Genomic DNA, 20,204 nt, shown 5'->3' with positions numbered 1-20,204 from the left:
TGCTGCGCTCGGGGGCGATCGACGATGCTTCTGACGATGCCGGGCTTCTGACAATGCCAGCCGGCGCGTCGCGTCCTAGAGCTGCGACGCCACGTCCTGGAAATCCTTGAACACGAGGTTGCCGCCCTGCGAATCGGTCAGTCCGGACTGCAGCTGCTCCTTCTCCCTGCCCCACGCGTTGGCGGGGTAGTAGCCGAAGCCGGCGGCATCGGCCACGGTGGAGCCGTCGCTGACGATATCCTGCACCACCACGTCGAAGGCGTAGCTGTCGCGCTCCCACACCAGATCGTAGGCACCGCCCTCGGAGGCCTTCGCCGGGTCGAACTGCGAATCGAAGTACCAGATGGAGCTCGGCGCCCCGTACTGGCGGATGATCGCGTTGAGGCGCACGGACCCTTCGTCGCTCACGCCCGCTTCGTCCTCGGTGGTGGGCTCCACGTTGATGAGGGAGTCGATGGTGCTCGACGACGTGGAGTCGAGCGAGATCTTCCACCAGCCGTCGTTGAATGCGTTCGCGACGGTGGATGTCTCGTCCTGGTAGAAGGAGAAGCCGACAGTCATCGACAGCGAGCCGAGCGTGGAGTCGAAGGTCATCGTGTCATACGTGGTGTTGGAGCTCAGCTGCGCGTCGCTGGTCGTCAGCTGGGAGGGGTCGGTGATCGTGTCGCCGTCGGTGGCGATGTTCACCGACGACGTGTGCGCGAGCAGGTCGGAGATGGCGATCGGCGCGTTCACCGCCCCGTACAGGCTCAGGTCGGTGTCGGTCGCCGGATGCGCGGACCAGTCCACCGTCGAGATCCACGATGAGCCCGATCCGGAGCTGGAGGAATCGGACGAGGACCCGGAGGCGTTGGAGGAGCCGCCGCAGGCCGCCGCGGAGAAGACGAGGGGGATGACGAGGGCGGCGGAAAGCGCCGTGCGAAGCGCCGGATGCGGATGCACTGCCATGTGTGTCCTTTCGATGGGAGAAGCGCGCCGCCTCGCGCGGGCGACGGACCGAAACCATGGTACAAGCTTAGCCGCGGATTCTGGATGCCGCATGGGTGCGGGGCCTCGACTAGTCTTATGGGTATGACCTACGAAAAATGGGAGCGTCTGTCCGAGCCGATCATGACCGGACTCTCGTTTGTTTTCCTGGCCGTCTATGCATGGACGGTTCTCGCACAGCCTTACGGCGCGTGGGCATCCGTCGGCAACGTGACGATGGACGTGATCTGGGTGGTCTTCGCCGTGAACTACGTCATCACCCTCATCCTGGCTCCGAACAAGCTGCAGTGGTTCGTCCACCATCTCTTCGATCTCGTCGTCGTCACTCTCCCCATGTTCCGCCCGCTGCGCCTTGTCTTCGCCCTCAGCCCGCTGAGGGCCCTGCGCAAGGCCAGCTCCCAGGCGTTCCGCGCACGTGTCATCATCTATACGGTGGCCGTCTCGGTTCTTGTGTTCTTCGTCGGATCCCTGGCCCTGCTCGACACCGAGCGCGGCGCCCCGACCGCATCCATCACCACGTACCCCGAGGCCATGTGGTGCACATGGGTGTCCGCCACATCCGTCGGCTACGGCGACTACTCGCCCGTCACGGCCCTGGGCCGCGTCATCGCCGGCACGCTGATGTTCTCCGGCATCATTCTCAACGGCATCATCTGTGCACTTCTGTCCTCCTGGCTCATCCAGGAGGAGTCCATCCGCAAGAACCGCGAGGACCGCCTGACCAAGGAGCGCATCGCCAAGATCAACGGCCATATGGACGAGATCTCCAAGGACCTCAGGGCTGTCAAGAAGATGCTGGAGCGCGAGGATGCCGAGAAGGTGGACGAGGCCTACCGCGAGGAGGACGAGGAGGAAGAAGAGGACGACGATGAGCTCGCCGCGCAGAAGGTCATCGGCGAGGAGTTGCGCGACGCTCGCGTGACCGACGCGCCCGATCCCGATTCCGGATACGCGCAGCTGGCCTCCGATCCCATCACGCATACGATTGTGTCGGTGCAGGCCGTGCGCCCGCTGGCGCGCGACCCCAAGGCCGACAGGCTGACGGGCGAAAAAATGCCGTTGTCACGCCATGCCGACTCCAAGCACACGGAATCCAAGTAGACGGAATCCAAGTAAGCGGCGTCGCGTGTGAAGCGCATATGGCACGGCGCCCGGTGGCGGGGGCATCGGGCGCCGATGGCGATGGAAGGGATGACGACAGGGGAATCGTCGAAACTCGTTCTCGCGCTAGTCCTGCGTCGCCGCGCCGTCCCGCCCGGCGCCATCCGGTTCCGTGCCGTTCGTCGCGGGCACATGTTTGCCGACGCGTTCGGACTGAGGGCGGTCGAGCAGCAGGTCTGACAGAATCAGGTCCATGCGCTCGCGTGCCATCGTCTCCACGCACGCGCGCGCGAGCCTTTCATACCCCTCCGCATTGGGATGGAACTGGTCTCCGCACCAGAACCAGGAGTGGTCGCATCCCAGCTCCTCATGCACCAGATTGATGTAATGCGCCCCGTGCCTGGTGCACACGTCGAGCGACACCTCGGCCTGCGCGTCGCACTGGCGCTCCAGTTCCTCGCGCAACGCCTTGCCAAGCGAGGGAATCGTATACAGCTGTCCGCAGGACATGACGTCCACGGCGCGCGCATGACGTTTCGCGATGTCGATGGCGTCGGCGAGATCCTCGCCCCAGTCCGACGGCTTGCGGCGGGCCATGATGTCGTTCGATCCAGCGCAGATCGTGATGATGTCGTACAGCGGCGAGGGGTCCTGGCCGTCGAGCTTGGCCAGCTGGCGGTACTTGACGCGGCGGATGGTGGCGCCGAGCTTGGCGTCGGTGCGCCACTGCACCGGATGCTTCGTCTCCTTCGAGAGGAAATACGCCTCCTGGGGGATGAGGCCCTTGCTTTGGTGGCTTGTGCCACAGCCGGCCACCATCGAGTCGCCTACCGCGAGCATTGTGATGGGCGTGGCGTCGGGATCGGCCTCGGGGGCGCAGACGGTGCCGAAGCGGTCGCCCTCGGGCTCGTGCGCGAGCTTGACATGCGTCTTAGCCCACTGCGCCTGGGTGCCTGCGACGATGCGTCTGAACGGGTTGCTCCGGGGCGCGGTGCCGCGGCCTGCGGTTCGGGTCTTCGTCGGATGCGTCATATCTCCTGTCCTTTCCTTGCGGTGCCTGGGGCGGCGGTATCTGCGGTGGCGGTCGGGTCGGTTGCGGCGGTCGTGCCGCTTGTGCCGGTGGGGGCGCCGGAATCCACGATGCCGCGGTCCGCCGTGGTGTCATCGGGGTCGATGGCGATGGCGTGCCACAGGAACGCCGCCATGCGCCGGGACCAGCCAGGCTCGATGCCGTCGTTCAACGCCGCATGCGTCACCATGCCGCCCATGGCGCAGTCTATGACGAATCCCACGTCGGTGGCGGCATCGAACACGCCGGCCTGGATGCCGTGGTCGAAATACGCCTTGATTTTCTCGCGCATCGGGGCCAGCACATTCGCCACCACGCTCTGGAAGAACGCCGTGTCGGATGTCAGGATCAGCCCGATCGCCTTGACGCCGAAGGACTCCTCGAAAATCGCGATGGCCGAGCGGATCACCGTCTCGATGCCGTCCTTCGTGAAGGGGACATCATCGAAGGGCGGGATCTGCACCACGATCATGCGCGCGATGCCCTGCAGCAGCTCGTTTCTGTTGCGGAAACGCCGATAGATCGTGGTTTTGGCCACGCCGCTGATGCGCGAGACCTCCTCGATCGTCACGGCGTTGACGCCGCGGCCCATGGCGATCGTCATCGTGGCGTCGAACAGCTTGCGGTCGGTGCGCGAACGCACGCGCTCGCGGCCGGTCACGCGGTTGTTGCGTGCGATGGCGCTGATACCGGTGCGGTTGTTGGTGCGGTCGCGGGCGCTGACGCCGGCGCTTGACCGCACCATGTGGGTGGGTGCTTCGGTCATATCAGAACAGCTTCGACGCTTCCAGACGTGCCACGACCTTCGTGTTGATCCGCTTGATCGGGCTGAGCAGAGGCCTGAGGATCATGGGGATGACGACGAAGGGCAGGAGGTAGGCGAGCGCAATCCAGAAATCGTTCTGGTAGATGCCGCAGATGGCGGCGCGCAGGGCGCGGATTGCGTAGGTGGCGGGCAGGATATGGCTGATGTCGCCGATGATCGGGTCGAGCATCTTCAGCGGGTAGCCGCCGTCGCAGCCCGAGATCTGCATGACGAGGAAGATCAGGTTGATGGCCTTGCCCACGTTGCCGAAGATGGCGACCATCGAGTAGCAGAAGAAGTTGAACACGAGGCCGATAAGCACGCAGGCGAGCACATACAGCACCGGGTGCACGAAGTTCATGCCGAGGAAGAAGATCTCGCCGAGCGACAGGAACAGGCACTGCACGATCGACAGCAGCATGAACACGCCGAAATGGCCGGCGAAGGCCTGGCGCGGCTTGATGCCCGGAAGGCCGGCAAGCGTCTCCTCGTCGGGCTCGCAGCGCAGGGTCAGCGACATGAGCATGCCGGCTATCCACAGGGCCAGCGACGTGTACAGCGGCGACAGGCCGGTGCCGAAGTTGTCGACGGCGTACACGGCGTTCGTCTGCACCGTCACCGGTGCTGCGAGCGAGGAGGCGAGGCCGTTCGCGTCGTCGCCGATCAGCGACGTGAGCTGCGACAGGTCGTTGGTGTCGATGGCGCGGCCGATCGCGTCGCTGATCGTCTTGAGAGAGGAGCTGGCCTGCGACAGGCCGTCCGAGGCCTCGCCGATCGTGGCCTTGAGGTCGTCGAGCTGCTGGGAGATCGAGCCGCTGGACTGCGAGAGCGTCGCGTAGGAGTTCTCGAGGGTCTGGTTCATGGAGCTCAGCGACGACGAGGCGTCGGACACGGTGCCGCCGATCGACGCGAGGCTCGATTTGACGGTCGAATCGTAGCTTGTCTTGAGGCCGTCGATCGCGTCCTTCGCCTCCTTGGCGGACTGCAGGATCGAGTCCTTGCTGTTCGTGGCGGCGTTCGAGGCGCTTTGCGCCTTGTCGGCGGCGGACTGGATCTCGTCATGCAGGCTCTGCAGCGTGCCGGTGATGGTGCCGTCGATGGTGGAGATGGCGTTGTCGAGAGACGAGGTGTCGATCGTCACGCCGCGGGCGGCGGCATCGGCCTTGAGCTGGTCGCGCACCTGCGTGAGGGACGATGACAGCTGGCGGTAGCTGTCGAGCTGCGACTGCACGGCGTCCGCGCGCTGCTGCAGGGCGTTGTGCAGGTCGGTGGCGTTCGTGCTCGCGTCACCCAGCACCTTGCCGAGGTCGTCGGAGACGCCGGAGAAGGCCTGCGCCGATTCGTCGATGGAGGCCGACACGGTGGAGGAAGCCGCGTCAAGCGCAGACTGGATGTCCTTGACGGACTGCACGGCGTCGGTGACGTCGGACTGCGCCGTGTCGACCTGCTGCTTGGTCATAGAGACAAGCGAATCGGAGCTCGAGATCAGCGTCTTGGAGGAGTCGACGAGTGTGCCGTAGGCGGCCACGAGGGTCGAGGCGTCCTGCGTCTGCGTGCTCAGCTCGTCGACGTGCTTTTGCAGGTTCGCGAGCAGCGTATGCGAGTCGTCGGAGTCCATGTATGTGGCGATGGAATCCACCACGCTCAGGCCGACGGTGGTGATGGTCTGCGTGAAGGCGGTGTTGATCATCGAGCTGATCTGGGTGGCGCCCTGGCCGAGGATCTTCGGGGCGACGCCGTTCTTCTTCTCGTTCTGGTAGTACGTGATGGTGGCGTGCTCCATGTGGTCGGAGAAGAAGGTCATCATGTCATGCGAGAAGTCCTCGGGGATGATGACGGCGGCGTAGTATTCGCCCGACTTGGCGCCCTCGATGGCGGAGTCGCGGTCGGTGAACTGCCAGTTGAGCTCGTCGTTGCCGCGCAGCGCGTTGACGACGTTGTCACCGATGTTGATGGTCAGCGGCGCGAGGTCGGACTTATAGCCCTCGTCGCAGTTGGCAACGGCCACCTTGAGGTTTTTGGTGTTCGAGAACGGGTCCCAGCTCGCCGAGATGTTGAACCACGCGAAGATGGCGGGGATCATGACGAGGCCGATGACGATCGTGATGGCCGCGGCGTTCGAGAAGGCGCGCTTGACGTCTCCGATGAAAAGCCTCCATGCGTTCCTCATTATGCCTCCCGCTTCGGGTCGGTGCCGGTGGTGTTCGCGGTGCCGTCGCTGTTATCCGCGATGACGTCGCCGGCTCTGGTGCCGCCGCCGTCCGGCTGCGGCGGTGTTTGCGGCGTGGGTTGCGGCTGCGCGGGTGCCTGGGGTGCGGGCGTCTGCGTGCCGTCGGTGGTGAAGCGCTGGATGAGCTGGTCGGTCAGCTGGCGGTCGCGTGCCTCGGCGCGGGCGTCGATGCGCGTGACGATGGCGTCGTTGAGCTTGGTCAGCGCCGCGGCGGTCGCGCCGCCCGTCGGGGTGTCCTGGGAGTCCTGGATGGTCTGCGCCAGCGCGATGGTTTCGGGCGAGATGTCGATCTGTTGCGTCGGCTCGTCGTCGCGCACCGGGATGTCGGTGCCGGGGACGTAGTGCGTCGGCGCCGCGGCCTGTGTGACGGGAACATCGTATGCCGTTGCCTGCGCGGCGGCGTTCGCCGCGGCACCGCCGGATGCGGCGCCGTCGTTCCGGGCGCCGGACCCGTGGCGTGGGTCGATGGTGGCGGACACGCGGCCGAACAGCGTGGAGCTGTTCGTGGCCACCATGTGGCGCAGCTCGTCGGGGGCCACGTTGAGCAGCAGCATCTGGCGCTGGTAGGAATCGCGCACAAGCTCGATGGCCAGCAGGAACACGATGATGATGGCCATCCACAGCACCCACAGCGCCAGGATCAGCGGCTTGTTATGCGAGTTGTACGCCGACAGCACGGTCAGCAGCGACGGGATGATGATGCCGGCCACAAGGGCGCCGCGTTGCAGACGCGGGTACCGCACCTCGTACCTGGCGGCGCGCAGCATGATCTGCCGGCGGTACTCGTCGTTCGCACCGAGGGCGCGCATCATCTGGTCGAGGCGGTAGCGGCGCGCCACGGTCGGCGTCTGCTCGGCCACCATCAGATGCGTGTCGAGCGCCTCCTTGTTGAACACTCGCGTCAGGTTCGTCATCACCGGGCGCACGAGCAGGCCGAAGGCGAAGGAGATGACGGCGAACACGAGCAGCAAGGCGAGGTTCGACCAGTACAGCGAGCCGTAGAAGCCGGCGATGCACTCGCGGAACATGTTGATGGCGTAGGTGAACGGCAGCATCGGGTACAGGCGCTGGAAGAAGCTCGGCATCATCTCGATCGGGTACAGGCCCGACGTGCCGGGGATCTGGATGAACGCCAGCAGCATGGCCACGCCGATGCCGATATGCGTGAAGCATACCGACAGTGTGTAGATGAGGCTCAGGAACACGAGGCCCACGAGAATCGTGGAGACCACGAGCAGCGCTGGGCTGGCGAGCTGCACGCCCATCACGATTTCGCCGATCGACACGATGAGCGCCTGGATCACCGACATCGTGCCCAGCAGCAGGTAGCGGCCGATGTAGCTTTGCCGGGCCGTCATGTTCTCGATGCCTTCGTCATCCGCGTCGAGGCGGAAGAGGATGACGAGCGCGAGGCAGCCGATCCACATGGTCAGCGCCGTGAACATCGGGGCCATGGAGGAGCCGTAGTTATTGACGGGGTAGAGACGCTCGGTTTCGATTTGCGTCGGGGACGACATGAAGTCCGAGATCTTCGTGGAATCCAGCTGCGTGGCCTTGAGGATGTTCTGCCAGGTCTGCGTCTGCGCCAGGAGGCCCGCGTCGGTGGCCGCGCCGTCGAGGCTCGTGCGCAGCGTGCCCAGCGAGTCCTTCGTGCTCGACAGCAGGTCCTGCAGCTGGCCGAGGGTGTCGTCGAGCTGGTCGAGCAGGCTGCCCACCTGGGTCACGATCTGCTTTTGCTGCGAGGCGGTCGACACCATGGTGGCCAGCGCCGAGTTGAGGCTTGTGAAGCCGGAGCCGATGGTCGGCAGCGACGAGCCGGACAGCGTGGTGGTGAGCGTGCCCAGCGAGCCGGTGGCCTTCTGCGTGTCGTCCGACAGGTTCCGCACCATCGTCGTGGTGTCGTTGACGGTGGTGGTGATGTTGTTCTGCTGGTTCTTGAGGGCGTCGAGGTTCTGCTGCGACTGCGTGTGGCGGTCGGTCAGCTTCTGGAGCTGCTGCTGCACGGCCGGGTCGTTCGCCAGGCCGGAGGCGTTGATCTGGTCGATGATGCCCTGCTCAGTGTCGAGCACGGACTGCGCGTTGCCCAGTCCGAGCCCCACCTGCGTGTTGAGTTCGGCGTAGTTGGTCTGCACGGTTCCCATGGCCACGGAGGCGGTGGATGTGGCCGTGTTGACCTTCTGCAGAGAGGCGAGCATGGGGGAGGTGAGAGACATGCTGAAGTTCATGACGGCCTGCTGCGTGGCGCCGGCCTGTGTGATGACGTCGTCGAGGGAGGCGCCCAGCGAGTCGGCCTGCTGGGAGAGCTGGTCGATCGTGCCGTGCACGTTCCGCACCTCGCTGCGTTCGCCGGAGATGTTCTGCGAGAGCTGGTCGAGTTTGGTCTGTGCGTCGCCGATCTTGGAGGAGGCGGTGTGCAGGGCGTTCGTGGCGTTGGCGTTGGCGGTGTCGAGCTTGCCGTTGGCGTCGGCCACGGCGGAGCTGAGCTTGTCGGCCACCACCTTGGAGACGGTGGCGACGAACTCGCTGTTGATCTCGGTGTCGACGGTGGTGGCGCCGGTTCCCGTGATGCGCGGTGCGACCGCGCCCTGCTTCTCGTTGACGTAGTACTCGAGCGACGGTTGCTGGAAGTCATCCGTGAGAATCGTCAGCAGGTCGGAGGAGAAATCGGCCGGGATGACGAAGGCGGCGTAGCTTTTGCCGCTTTTCACCTGGTCGAGCGCGTCGTCCTCGCTGGTGAAGGTCCAGCCCAGCTGGTCGTTGCTGTTCAGCGCTTCCACGATGGCGTTGCCGAGGTTGACGGTCCCGGTCAGGTCGCTCGAGGCGTCCTGGTCGCAGTTGGCCACGGCGACGGAGAGCTTGTCGGTGTGCTGGTAGGGGTTCCAGAAGCCGTAGATGTTGACCCATGAGTACAGGGCGGGCAGGAAGGTCAGGCCGAAGACGATGATCCACGTGGCCGGTGTCCTGGCGATCCTCCCGAGGTCTCGCCAGTAGATTCTCAAAGCGTTGCGCATGAGGTTCCTTGGTTGCTGTGTTGGCTTGCTGTGTTGGCGTGGTGCGTGGCCTTGTGGGCCGAAACGCTACGGCTGTCGTATCAATGCTACGCACATCGTAGCATTACAAGACGATGTCCTCGCCGCCCCGTCCGCGATGCCGCCGCGGACGGGGCGGCAGGGTCTACAATTCACTCAGATGCGTGCGATGGGTGCGCGCATAAGGGATGCATGGCGGCGTCAGGGACGATGCCGTCGGGAAGGAGCATCGATGGTTTCCGTGGATTACGCGCAGGGCGCATCCGTCCCGTGGGGAAACGATGATTCGGACGCGCCGCGGTATGCCGGCGACGGCGGCGCCTGGACCGCCCAGGGCGGCGGAGGTTCCGGCGACGGCAAGGGCAAGAAGAAGGACAAGTCCGATAAGTCCGGCAAGGGCAAGTCGAAGGACCGCTCCGACAAGGGCGATAGGTCGGATAAAAGCGACAAATCCGACAAGGGGCAGGGAAAATCGTGGAAGAACGATTCCCGCGCCGAACGCACGAAGGTGACGAAAACCCTCGACCGCGTGGAGCATGACGCGGGTTTCGACGAGGGGCGCAGCGCCATCCAGCGCCGCCTTGAGGTCGCCGCCGAATCCAGCGGCAAGCTGTCCGCCGTGTGGTCGCCGTCGGTCGAATCGTTGCTCCGCTTCCGCCCGGGCATGCGCGTGGCCGACATCGACGGCGCGTCATGTCCCGGATTCGACGGCACCAAGGCCGACGCCGAGCGCTTCATCGAACTGAGCGCGCACCAGATCGCCTTCTACCAGGAGCTGCTGTACGCCAACGGCGTGGACGGAGGCAAAAGGCGCATGCTCGTGGTGCTGCAGGGCATGGACGCCAGCGGCAAGGGCGGCATCGTGCGGCATGTGTTCCACCAGGGCAACCCGATGGGCATCAGCTACCACGGCTTCGGCAAGCCCACCGAGGAGGAACTCCAGCACGACTACCTGTGGCGCATCCGCCGCGAGCTGCCGAAGAACGGGTGGATCAAGGTGTTCGACCGCTCGCATTACGAAGACATCGTCATGCCGCATGTCTACGGCACGTATCCCGAGGACGTGTGGCGCGCGAGGTACGACGAGATCAACGACTTCGAGGCCTCGCTGCTCGACGACGGGTGCTCGATCATCAAGATCTTCCTCGTGGTGAGCCGCGAATGCCAGAAGAAGCATTTCCTCGGGCGTCTCGACGACCCGTGCAAGTACTGGAAGTTCGACCCCTCCGACCTCGACGCCCGCGCGCGCTGGGACGACTACATGGACGCGTGGCAGGAGGTGTTCGAGAAAACGAGCACGCGGCGCGCCCCGTGGTACCTCGTGCCGGCCGACCATCGCTGGTATTCGCGCGCCGTCGTCTCCGAGCTGCTGCGCGTCGGGCTGCGCGACATGGGTCTGAACTGGCCGCCCGCCCGTTTCGACATGGCCGAGGCGCGTCGCCGCCTCGAAGAGGAGGACCACGTCGTGATCGGCTGACGAGCGTGGGTGGGCGCGCAGTCGTCTCTCGGACCTCGAACAGTGTGATGGCTTGCGGACATTTTTGCGATGATTTTGCCTCCAAGAGGCCTGATTCTGTCCGTAAGCCATCACATTGTTATGTGTTGTTGTTATGCGTTGTTTGTGAATCGTACCGCGCGAAAAAATACGACCGTTTGGGATAAAACGCGTGAAAATGAGAAGAAACGCCCGGTGACACGACGACTTGCTACCGTTGGGGGCCATGACCAACACAGCAACAACCACGCCGGCGCAAGCCTCGCCGGCAACTGCGCGGCCCGACGAGGCCGACAGCAACGGGCGTCCGCTCGTGGAACTCCGCCACGTCGACAAGCATTTCGGTGACCTGCACGTGCTCAAGGACATCAACCTCACCGTCAGCAAGGGCGAGGTGCTCGTGGTGCTCGGCCCCTCGGGATCGGGCAAATCCACGATGTGCCGCACCATCAACCGCCTCGAGACTATCGATTCGGGCTCTATCCTCATCGACGGCACGCCGCTGCCGCAGGAAGGCCGCGAGCTGACGCGCCTGCGCGCCGAGGTCGGCATGGTGTTCCAGCAGTTCAACCTCTTCGCGAACAAAACCATCATCGACAACGTCATGCTCGCGCCCGTCAAGGTGCGCCACGTCTCCAAGCAGGACGCGCATGACGAGGCCATGGAGCTGCTCGCCCGCGTGGGCGTCGACTCCCAGGCCGAGAAGTACCCGGCCCAGCTGTCGGGCGGTCAGCAGCAGCGCGTCGCCATCGCTCGCGCCCTGGCCATGCACCCCAAGGTCATGCTGTTCGACGAGCCGACCTCCGCCCTCGACCCCGAGATGGTCAACGAGGTGCTCGACGTCATGCTCGAGCTCGCGGGGGAGGGCATGACCATGATCTGCGTGACCCACGAGATGGGCTTCGCGCGCAAGGCCGCCGACCGCGTGGTGTTCATGGCGGACGGCAAGATCCTCGAGACGGGCGCCCCCGACGATTTCTTCGAGCACCCGCGCACCGAGCGTGCGAAGGACTTCCTCTCCAAGATCATCGACCACTGACAGACCCATGGGCGCATTGCGCGCCCCCGCGCATCGTGCGCGGAAACAGAGAAGGACATCATGCACAATCAAACCAGGGGACGCGGGCCCGCCAGGCTGCTACGGCGTCTCGTCGCGCTCGTCGCGGTCGTGGCCTGCGCCCTGTCGATGGGTGCGTGCGGGTCGTCGTCATCGGGCGACGGGCACGTCATCAAGATCGGCATCAAATTCGACCAGCCGGGGGTCGGCTACAAGAAATCCGGCACGTACGAGGGCTTCGACGTGGACGTCGCGCGCTACATCGCCCACAAGCTGGGCTATCGCGACGATGAAATCGTGTGGAAGGAAGCGCCGAGCAAACAGCGCGAGGCCATGCTGCAGAACGGCGACGTCGACATGATCCTCGCCTCCTACTCCATCACCGACGAGCGCAAGAAGGCCGTGAGCTTCGCCGGCCCGTACCTCGTGGCCGGCCAGGACCTGCTCGTGCGTTCCGACAATACCGACATCACGGGTCCGCAGGACCTCAACGGCAAGCGCCTGTGCTCCGTCACCGGATCGACCTCGGCGAACACGGTGAAGAAGAAATTCGCCAACGAGGTGCAGCTCATGGAGCAGCCCAGCTACGCCGAATGCGCCACGGCACTGTTCTCGGGCATCGTGGACGCCGTGACCACCGACGACATCATTCTCGCCGGCCTGGCTGCGAACGCGCGCGGCAAGCTTAAGCTCGTCGGCGCGCCGTTCACGCAGGAGCGCTACGGCGTGGGCATCAAGAAGGGCGACACCGAGTTCGCCAAGCAGATCAACCAGGCCATCAAGGACATGATCGACGACGGCTCGTGGCAGCGCGCCATCGAGGAGAACACTGCAGGCACCGGCTATTCGCCGAACACGCAGTACAACCCGCCGGATCCGACCGAGGGGGAGGAGGACGACTGATGGACGCATTCCTCGACCTGTTCCGCGAATACGATATCCCCGGCGCCTTCTGGGTCAACATCCAGCTCACGTTCTGGGCCGCCGTCATCTCGCTCGTGCTCGGCGTGGTCCTCGTGATGATGCGCATCTGCCCGGTCTCGTCGCTGCGCGGCTTCGCCACCGCCTACGTGGAGTTCTTCAAGAACATGCCGCTGACCATCATCATGGTGTTCATGGTGCTCGGCATGTTCGGCCAGCTCAAGCTGTCGTTCTCCGACGATTTCGACATCAACTTCTTCTGGCTGGCCGTCACCGGCCTGGCCCTGTACACGGCGTCGTTCGTGTGCGAGTCACTGCGAAGCGGCATCAACACGGTGCCGCTGGGGCAGGCGGAGGCGTGCCGCGCGCTGGGGCTGTCCTTCTGGCAGTCCGCCTCGCAGGTCATCCTGCCGCAGGCCTTCCGCGGCTCCGTGGCGCCGATGGGCAACACGCTCATCGCCCTCATCAAGAACTCGACGGTCGCCGCGGCCGCCTCCGTCACCACGGAGACGTCGTCGGTCATGAGCGACATGATCGAGTTCCACGCCAGCCAGATCCTGCAGATCTTCTTCATCTTCGCCATGGGCTACGTGATCCTCATCATCCCCATCGGCCTGCTGACCACATACCTGTCCAATAGATTGGCGGTGCGCCGATGAACGAGTCATCATCCGTCCTTTTCGACCAGCCGGGGCCGCGTGGCCGCCGGCGCATCCGCGTGTTCAACGCCATCGCCAGCCTGCTGCTCGTCGCGCTCGCCGTGTTCGTCATCCTGCGCCTGCATAATCCGCCGGACGGCGAGAACCAGCTGAGCTGGGAGCTGTGGAAGCCCGCCCTCGACCGCGAGGCGTGGACCGACTTCTACCTTCCCGGCCTGTGGATGACCGTCAAGGCCGCCGTCGTGGCCGTGGTCGGCTCCGTCGTGTTCGGCATCGTGTTCGGCATCGGCCGCCTCGTGCCCAACATGCTTGTGCGCGCCGTGTCCGCCGTCATCGTGGAGTTCTTCCGCGCCGTGCCGGAGCTGCTGCTCATGGTGTTCTTCTGGCGCTGGTTCGCCTTCGCCGGCCTGTCGTCGCCCAGCTACTGGGCCGTCGTCGGCGGCCTCGTGCTGTACAACGGGTCCGTCATCGCCGAGCTCGTGCGCTCCGGCGTCGGCAACCTGCCGCACGGCCAGCGCGAGGCGGCGCTCGCCCTGGGCCTGTCTCCCATGCAGTCGCTGATGACCGTCGAGGTGCCGCAGGCGCTGTACGCCATGCTGCCCGCCGCCATCACGCAGCTCGTCGTGGTGCTCAAGGACACGGCCCTGGGCTCCATCATCATGTACACCGACCTGCTGCAGGAGTCGCGGCGTCTGGGCGCCATGTACTTCAACATTCTGCAGACCCTTGTGGTGGCCGGCGTCATATACTTCGTGCTCGACTGGCTGCTGTCGCGCCTGGCCGAGCGCATGCCGGCGCTGATGCAGGGCCGCACCTATGGCAACACGGTGACCGAGCCGACCGCGCCCATCGCGATTCTCGACGCCACGAACGCGAACCAGATCGCCGACGCGCGGCAGGGCGAGCGGCCCTACGGCGGCGCCGACCGCCAGTTCCCGGACCACTACCATGGGTCGAACGCCACCACCGACCACTGGCAGCACGCGCATTACAGCCACGGGCATGACCGCAACCATCCGGTGAACCACCCGCAGCGCCCGTTCCCCAAGCTACCGACCGACCGGCGCGACGCGGGGAAGGGAGCCGAGGGCTCCAAGGGGTCGGGCGATTCCGACGATTCCGCCGGCGTCGAGTGACGCGCGGCGGATAACGCGCGGCGGCGGATTGCGCCGTGCGGATCCATATGCGGCCGGGGGCGTTGCGCCCCGGCCGCATTTTTCGCGCGCGGTATTCGTGCGCGGTATTCGTGCACGGTGCCAGGAAATCGTGGGGGAGATTTCGCTCCGGGAGTGGTCGGCGTCCGTTGTGTAAGCTGACGATATGTCGAATAACTTCTGGGATTTCACCGGCCTGCGTTTTCCCGCGGGCTTTCAGGGCAACGGGTTCGGCGGATCGCCGTCTGACGATGACGGCGACGGCGGACATGACGGCGACGGCACCGGCAGCGGGCGCGGCCGCAAGCGCATCGGCGACGGCGACGCCGCCTCGCGCGGGGGTACGGCGCGCCGGGTGTCCGGCGTCATCGTCGCGGTCATCCTCGCCGTTGCGCTTCTTTTCGTGCTGCTCTCGCGCTTCGTCACCGAGGTCATGTGGTACTCGCAGGTGGGCTACGCCTCGGTGATCTGGACGCAGCTGGGCATCAAGGTGGGCCTGTGGGTCGCCTACGCCGTGCTCGCGTTCGGCATCACGTACTTCGCCGCATGGCGCGCCATCGGCGTGCGCCCGGACGGTCCCGACGGCGTGCATTACCGCACGGGCGACGACGGTGTGCTCGAGATGCGCGCCGGCGTGACCACGAAGACGGCCCGCCGTACGGCGCTGGTGGTGGCGCTCGTCATCGCCGTGTTCGTCGGCTCGCGCTTCTTCGTGGATTGGTCGCAGATCGTGCTGCTGTTCCACGCGCAGTCCTTCGGCGCGGCGGATCCGCAGTTCGGCATCGACAACGGCTTCTACGTGTTCGTGCTGCCCGGCCTGCGCCTCATCGTGCAGGCGCTCGTTGCCCTGGTGTTCCTGGGTCTCGTGGTGAGCATCGGCATGCATGTGGTGGTCGGCGGCATACGATTCACGATGCCGACGCGCGGACGCGGGATCTTCGACGTCACGCGCCGCGCCAGCCGCCAGATCGGCGTGTGGGTTATCCTCGGCGGCGTCATGCTCGCCGTTTCCCGCACGCTCGACGCGTTCTCGCATCTGCATGACGCGGGTTCGCGTTTCGACGGCGCGTCGTACACGACGGTGCACGCCACGATCCCCATGGACTTCGCCATGGCCGGCGTCATGCTCGTGGGCGGCATCATCATCGGCGTGTGGGTCATGACCTCCGACGCATTCCGCTCGGACGCCGTGCACACCTCGGCGCGCGAGGCCCTGCGCGCGTGGCGCACGCCCGTCATCGTCATCGCCGCCTCCCTCGTCATCGCGCTTATCGGCTCGGGCATCTACCCGGCCGTGCTCTCGCGCTTCCGCGTCAGCCCGAACGCGCAGGAGCTCGAGGCCGAGTACATCCAGCGCAACATCGACGCGACGCGCTCGGCCTTCGGCATCGACACCGTGACGCTCAGCGACTACGATGCCTCCACTCAGGGCGCGGCCGGCGCCCTGTCGGCCGACGCGGAGACCACGGCGCAGATCCGCCTGCTCGACCCGCAGATCGTCTCGCCGACCTTCAAGCAGCTGCAGCAGTCCAAGCAGTACTACTCGTTCGCCGACACACTCGCCGTCGACAAGTACTCGATCGACGGGCATAGCCAGGACACCGTCATTGCGGCGCGCGAGCTCAACCTCGCGGGCAACGACAACCGCAACTGGGTCAACGACCACACCGTGTACACGCACGGCTACGGCATCGTGGCGGCCTACGGCAACAAGATCACGGCCGACGGCCAGCCGCGCTTCTTCGAGCAGAACATCCCCACCACCGGCGAGCTGACCGACACGCAGGCCTACGAGCCGCGCATCTACTTCTCGCCGAACGCGCCGGACTACTCCATCGTGGGTTCCGACACGTCCGCCAGCTGGGAATTCGACTACCCGTCGGGCTCCAGCGGCGTGACCACCACCTTCCAGGGCGACGGCGGGCCGAAGGTGAGCAACCCGCTGACCAAGCTGCTGTACTCGATCCGCTTCGGCACCGACCAGATCTTCTTCTCGGACCGCGTGAACTCCGCCTCGCAGATCCTGTACTACCGCAATCCGTCGGAGCGCGTGAAGAAAGTGGCCCCGTACCTCACGCTCGACGGACGCGTGTACCCGGCGGTGGTGGACGGGCGCGTCAAGTGGATCGTCGACGCGTACACCACGTCGAGCGACTACCCGTACAGCCAGAGCGTGGACCTCGCCTCCGTCACCACCGATTCCGTGACGACGGAATCCTCGAGCGTCACCTCGCTGCAGTCCGAGACCGTCAACTACATGCGCAACTCCGTCAAGGCCGTCGTCGACGCCTACGACGGCAGCGTGGACCTGTACGCATGGAACCCGGATGATCCGGTGCTCAAGGCGTGGGAGGGCGTGTTCCCCAACCAGTACAAGCCGATCCGCGCCATCAGCGGCGACCTTATGAGCCACCTGCGCTATCCGGAGGGCCTGTTCAAGGTACAGCGCTCCCTGCTGGCCACCTACCATGTGACGAACGCCAGCGAGTTCTTCTCCGGCGAGGATTTCTGGCAGACGCCGACCGACCCGACGGAATCCGACGCCGAGAAGCAGCAGGGCGTGCTCCAGCCGCCGTACTATCTGACGCTCCAGACGGCGGGCATGGACCAGCCCACGTTCTCGCTGACCAGCACGTATATCCCGGCGGGCACGTCGACGCGCGAGATTCTCACCGGCTTCCTCTCCGTCGATTCCGACGCGGGAAGCGAGACGGGCGTGGTGGGCCCCAACTACGGCACGATTCGCCTGCTCGAGCTGCCGAAGAACTCGAACGTGCCTGGCCCCGGCCAAGCGCAGAACAACTTCAACGCCGACGCCGACGTGTCGAAGGAGCTCAACCTCCTGCAGCAGGGAGACACGAGCATCGATCGCGGCAATCTGCTCACGCTGCCCATCGGCGGTGGCCTCGTGTACGTGCAGCCCGTGTACGTGAAGTCCAACGGCACGACGAGCTACCCCCTGCTCAAGAAGGTGCTCGTGGCCTTCGGCGACCAGGTGGGCTTCGCCGACACGCTCGACGAGGCGCTGGACCAGGTGTTCGGCGGCGACTCGGGTGCGAGCGCCGGCGACGCGGACCAGGCCGACGGCGTGGATTCGACCGGTTCGTCCGGGTCCTCGGGCTCGTCGGGAGGTGACACGGGCTCGACGGGGCAGACGGGCCAGTCCGGCGCCTCCGACACGCCTCAGTCCTCCGGCGCGTCGGGTGCGTCGAGCGATTCGGGCACGTTGAGGAAAGCGCTTGACGACGCGAACCAGGCCATGCAGGATTCCGAGCAGGCCATGAAGAACGGCGACTGGGCGGCCTACGGCGAGGCCCAGCAGCGTCTCAAGGACGCGCTCGCCACCGCCACTGAGCAAGGGAACGCGCTCGAGGGCTCGTCGTCGGACGCCGCATCGTCCGGCGCCGCCTCAAGCCCGTCATCCTCGTCCTCGGCATCGTAAGGTCGGCCGCGCCATAGCGCGAGGCATCATGCCCGCCTATGCCGCCCCGCCTATTCAGCGCCGCCCCATGCCGTCCCATCGCAGGACGCATGGGGCGGCGCTACAATCGGGCACAGAACAGGAACACGCAACAGGCACATGGGAACGGGACCGCGGCCGACACGCCTTCGATATGGGTGGCGGCGCACCCGCGGCCGACGGGCAGGAGGTTCGGCGCATGGCGGACAACGGTACCACAGGCGGCTTCACGATTCGCGACGCGCGCGTCAGCGACATCCACGCCATCACGAGCATCTACAACGAGGCCATCCGCGACGGCATCTCCACCTCCGACGTCGACGAGCGCAGCGCCGAGCAGCGCCGCGAATGGCTCGAACGGCACGCCCCGCGCTCGCGGTATCCCGTCGTCGTGGTGCGTCTGGGCGGGCAGACCGTCGGCTTCGGTTCGCTGAGCCGCTACCGTCCGCGCGCCGGATACGACGCCATCGTGGAGATCAGCTATTACATCGGCTCCTACTGGCGCGGCCGCGGCGCCGGGCGCCTCCTCGTCTCCTGGCTGCTTGACACCGCCGCGCGCCTGGGGTACGAGAAAGCCGTCAGCTGCGTGTTCAGCCCCAATGCCGGCTCGCTCGCCCTCATGCGGTCCTTCGGCTTCACGCGTTTCGGCCTGTTGCCCGGCGCCATCCACAACGCCGGCCGCACCCTCGACGTGCAGTACTGGTATAAGGAACTGCGGCCGGTCCAGGGCGTGCAGGGGGAGCGGCCTGCGGCCGGCCGGTGTTGACGGTCTGTTATCGACCGCCCTTTTGAACGCACTATCGACGACACGCATAACGCGGCGGCCCGCCGGCCGTCCGCGCCTCCTAGGGTGGAAGGCGTCGCGCGAAACCCGCGCATACGACGCATAACGCAAACGTCTGACGCCACCGAGGAGGTGCACCCATGTCGTATTTCTCCACACAGCTCGTCCACGGGGTTCCCGTGCATGACAACGCAACCGGAGCGGTGAACCCGCCCATCTACAACTCATCGACATTCGCCTTCGAATCGGTGGACTCCATGCCCCGATGGGACTACGCACGCTCCGGAAACCCCACGCGCGAGTTCCTCGAGCGCCAGGTGGCGCAGCTCGAACACGGCGTGCGCGGCTTCGCCTTCGCCTCCGGCCTGGCCGCCATCCACGCCACGCTGTCGATCTTCAAGCCCGGCGACCGCATCGTGGTGGGAGACAACATCTACGGCGGCACCTATTCGCAGGTCAACGAGTTTTTCCACCGCTGGGGCCTGCTCTTCACGGTGGTCGACACGCAGGACCTCGACGCCGTGCGCGCAGCCCTCGCGCAGGACGATGTCAAGGCGCTGTATTTCGAAACCCTGACGAACCCGCTGCTGCGCGTCAACGACGTCGCGGCGCTTGCGGGCCTGGCGCGCGAGGCCGGCGCCATCACCATCGTCGACAACACCTTCGTCTCGCCCTATCTGCAGAACCCGCTCGATCTGGGCGCCGACATCGTGCTGCATTCCGCCACGAAGTACCTCGCCGGGCATTCCGACGTCATCGCGGGCGTCGCCGTCGTCGGCAGCGAGGAGCTCGCAGACCGCCTGTACTACGCGCAGAACCGGCTGGGCGGCGTCCTGCCGCCGCAGGAATCCGACGCCGTGCGCCGCGGCATCCAGACGCTCGCGCTGCGCATCGACCGCCAGCAGGAGAACGCCCAGCGCATCGCCGAGCATCTCGAGGCGCACCCGGGCGTCACGGCCGTGCATTACCCGGGCCTGGCCTCCGACCCCGGCCATGAGCTGGCGGCGCGCGAGCTGCGCGGATTCGGCGGCGTGCTCTCCTTTGAGGTGGACGAGGACCTCGTCGACCCGGTGGTGGTGCTTAACGCCTTCCGCCTCTTCCGCCTCGCCGTTTCGCTGGGCGCCGTCGAATCGCTCGCCGAGCTGCCCAGCCGCATGACGCATTTCGAGCTGCCGCGCGAGGAACGCCTCAAGATCGGCATCACCGACGGCCTTATCCGCCTGTCGGTGGGCATCGAGGACGTGCGCGACCTGCTGGCCGACCTCGACCGCGCGCTCGCCGCCGGCGCCGCGGGGCGCGGGGGAGATGTCAAGGGCGAGCTGGCGAATCTGCCGGCCAAGCTCGGCGTGCCCATCGTGGGCGAGCAGGAGCCCGTCGGCGCCGCCGCCTGAACGCCAGGCCTGCCGCCTTCGCCCGCCGCTGAACGCCTTCCGCACCATGCGCCGACCGCGGT

Annotated in this window: 14 protein-coding genes; 9 read left to right on the top strand and 5 right to left on the bottom strand. The window is 65.9% G+C overall.

Annotated elements, in window-relative coordinates; genetic code table 11:
* Positions 1 to 75 precede the first annotated feature (75 nt).
* The gene (locus PSRA_RS06725; protein ID WP_143516384.1) at positions 76 to 948 is read right to left on the bottom strand and encodes a hypothetical protein; all 873 of its coding nucleotides are present in this window, start codon (positions 946 to 948) and stop codon (positions 76 to 78) included.
* 123 nt (positions 949 to 1,071) lie between these two features.
* Between PSRA_RS06725 and PSRA_RS06720 the strand changes: the two genes are divergently transcribed.
* A complete protein-coding gene (locus PSRA_RS06720) occupies positions 1,072 to 2,088 on the top strand; it encodes a potassium channel family protein (RefSeq protein WP_158216359.1) in 1,017 nt (338 codons plus the stop codon).
* Positions 2,089 to 2,214: 126 nt separating this feature from the next.
* Here PSRA_RS06720 and PSRA_RS06715 read toward each other — a convergent pair whose 3' ends face one another.
* From PSRA_RS06715 to PSRA_RS06700, 4 genes are read right to left on the bottom strand one after another with little or no spacing between them, the layout of a single operon-like run.
* Entirely contained in the window at positions 2,215 to 3,120 is a 906-nt protein-coding gene (locus tag PSRA_RS06715; protein WP_094661138.1) for a GDSL-type esterase/lipase family protein, read from the bottom strand.
* Positions 3,117 to 3,923, bottom strand: a complete 807-nt coding sequence (locus PSRA_RS06710) for a TetR/AcrR family transcriptional regulator (protein ID WP_094661137.1) — start codon at positions 3,921 to 3,923, stop codon at positions 3,117 to 3,119. The genes PSRA_RS06715 and PSRA_RS06710 overlap by 4 nt, the downstream gene beginning before the upstream one ends.
* Position 3,924: 1 nt before the next feature.
* The gene (locus tag PSRA_RS06705) at positions 3,925 to 6,132 is read right to left on the bottom strand and encodes a YhgE/Pip domain-containing protein (RefSeq protein ID WP_094661136.1); all 2,208 of its coding nucleotides are present in this window, start codon (positions 6,130 to 6,132) and stop codon (positions 3,925 to 3,927) included.
* Positions 6,132 to 9,203, bottom strand: a complete 3,072-nt coding sequence (locus tag PSRA_RS06700) for a YhgE/Pip domain-containing protein (protein WP_094661135.1) — start codon at positions 9,201 to 9,203, stop codon at positions 6,132 to 6,134. Before PSRA_RS06700 ends, PSRA_RS06705 begins: the two co-directional genes overlap by 1 nt.
* Before the next feature lie 250 nt (positions 9,204 to 9,453).
* On the opposite strand from PSRA_RS06700, the gene PSRA_RS06695 reads away from it, so the two are divergent.
* From PSRA_RS06695 to PSRA_RS06660, 8 genes are all read left to right on the top strand, one after another.
* A complete protein-coding gene (locus PSRA_RS06695) occupies positions 9,454 to 10,698 on the top strand; it encodes a PPK2 family polyphosphate kinase (protein WP_094661134.1) in 1,245 nt (414 codons plus the stop codon).
* A gap of 244 nt (positions 10,699 to 10,942) precedes the next feature.
* Entirely contained in the window at positions 10,943 to 11,755 is an 813-nt protein-coding gene (locus PSRA_RS06690) for an amino acid ABC transporter ATP-binding protein (protein WP_094661160.1), read from the top strand.
* A 60-nt stretch (positions 11,756 to 11,815) separates the two neighbouring features.
* Positions 11,816 to 12,676, top strand: a complete 861-nt coding sequence (locus tag PSRA_RS06685; RefSeq protein WP_094661133.1) for a glutamate ABC transporter substrate-binding protein — start codon at positions 11,816 to 11,818, stop codon at positions 12,674 to 12,676.
* Complete coding sequence (locus PSRA_RS06680; RefSeq protein ID WP_094661132.1) at positions 12,676 to 13,353, top strand: amino acid ABC transporter permease; 678 nt, start codon at positions 12,676 to 12,678, stop codon at positions 13,351 to 13,353. Before PSRA_RS06685 ends, PSRA_RS06680 begins: the two co-directional genes overlap by 1 nt.
* On the top strand, positions 13,350 to 14,489 hold the full coding sequence (locus tag PSRA_RS06675) for an amino acid ABC transporter permease (protein WP_094661131.1): 1,140 nt from the start codon (positions 13,350 to 13,352) through the stop codon (positions 14,487 to 14,489). Before PSRA_RS06680 ends, PSRA_RS06675 begins: the two co-directional genes overlap by 4 nt.
* A gap of 184 nt (positions 14,490 to 14,673) precedes the next feature.
* Positions 14,674 to 17,949 carry a UPF0182 family membrane protein gene (locus PSRA_RS06670; RefSeq protein WP_094661130.1) on the top strand — a complete coding sequence of 1,092 codons (3,276 nt, stop codon included), beginning with the start codon at positions 14,674 to 14,676 and terminating at the stop codon, positions 17,947 to 17,949.
* 217 nt (positions 17,950 to 18,166) lie between these two features.
* Entirely contained in the window at positions 18,167 to 18,733 is a 567-nt protein-coding gene (locus tag PSRA_RS06665) for a GNAT family N-acetyltransferase (protein ID WP_094661129.1), read from the top strand.
* Positions 18,734 to 18,891: 158 nt separating this feature from the next.
* Positions 18,892 to 20,142: a trans-sulfuration enzyme family protein gene (locus PSRA_RS06660; protein WP_094661128.1), complete on the top strand. Its 1,251-nt coding sequence runs from the start codon at positions 18,892 to 18,894 to the stop codon at positions 20,140 to 20,142.
* Positions 20,143 to 20,204 lie beyond the last annotated feature (62 nt).

The organism is Pseudoscardovia radai (genome assembly GCF_002259605.1).
Classification (GTDB): Bacteria; Actinomycetota; Actinomycetes; order Actinomycetales; family Bifidobacteriaceae; genus Pseudoscardovia; species Pseudoscardovia radai.
This window is presented reverse-complemented; position numbering and strand designations above follow the sequence as displayed.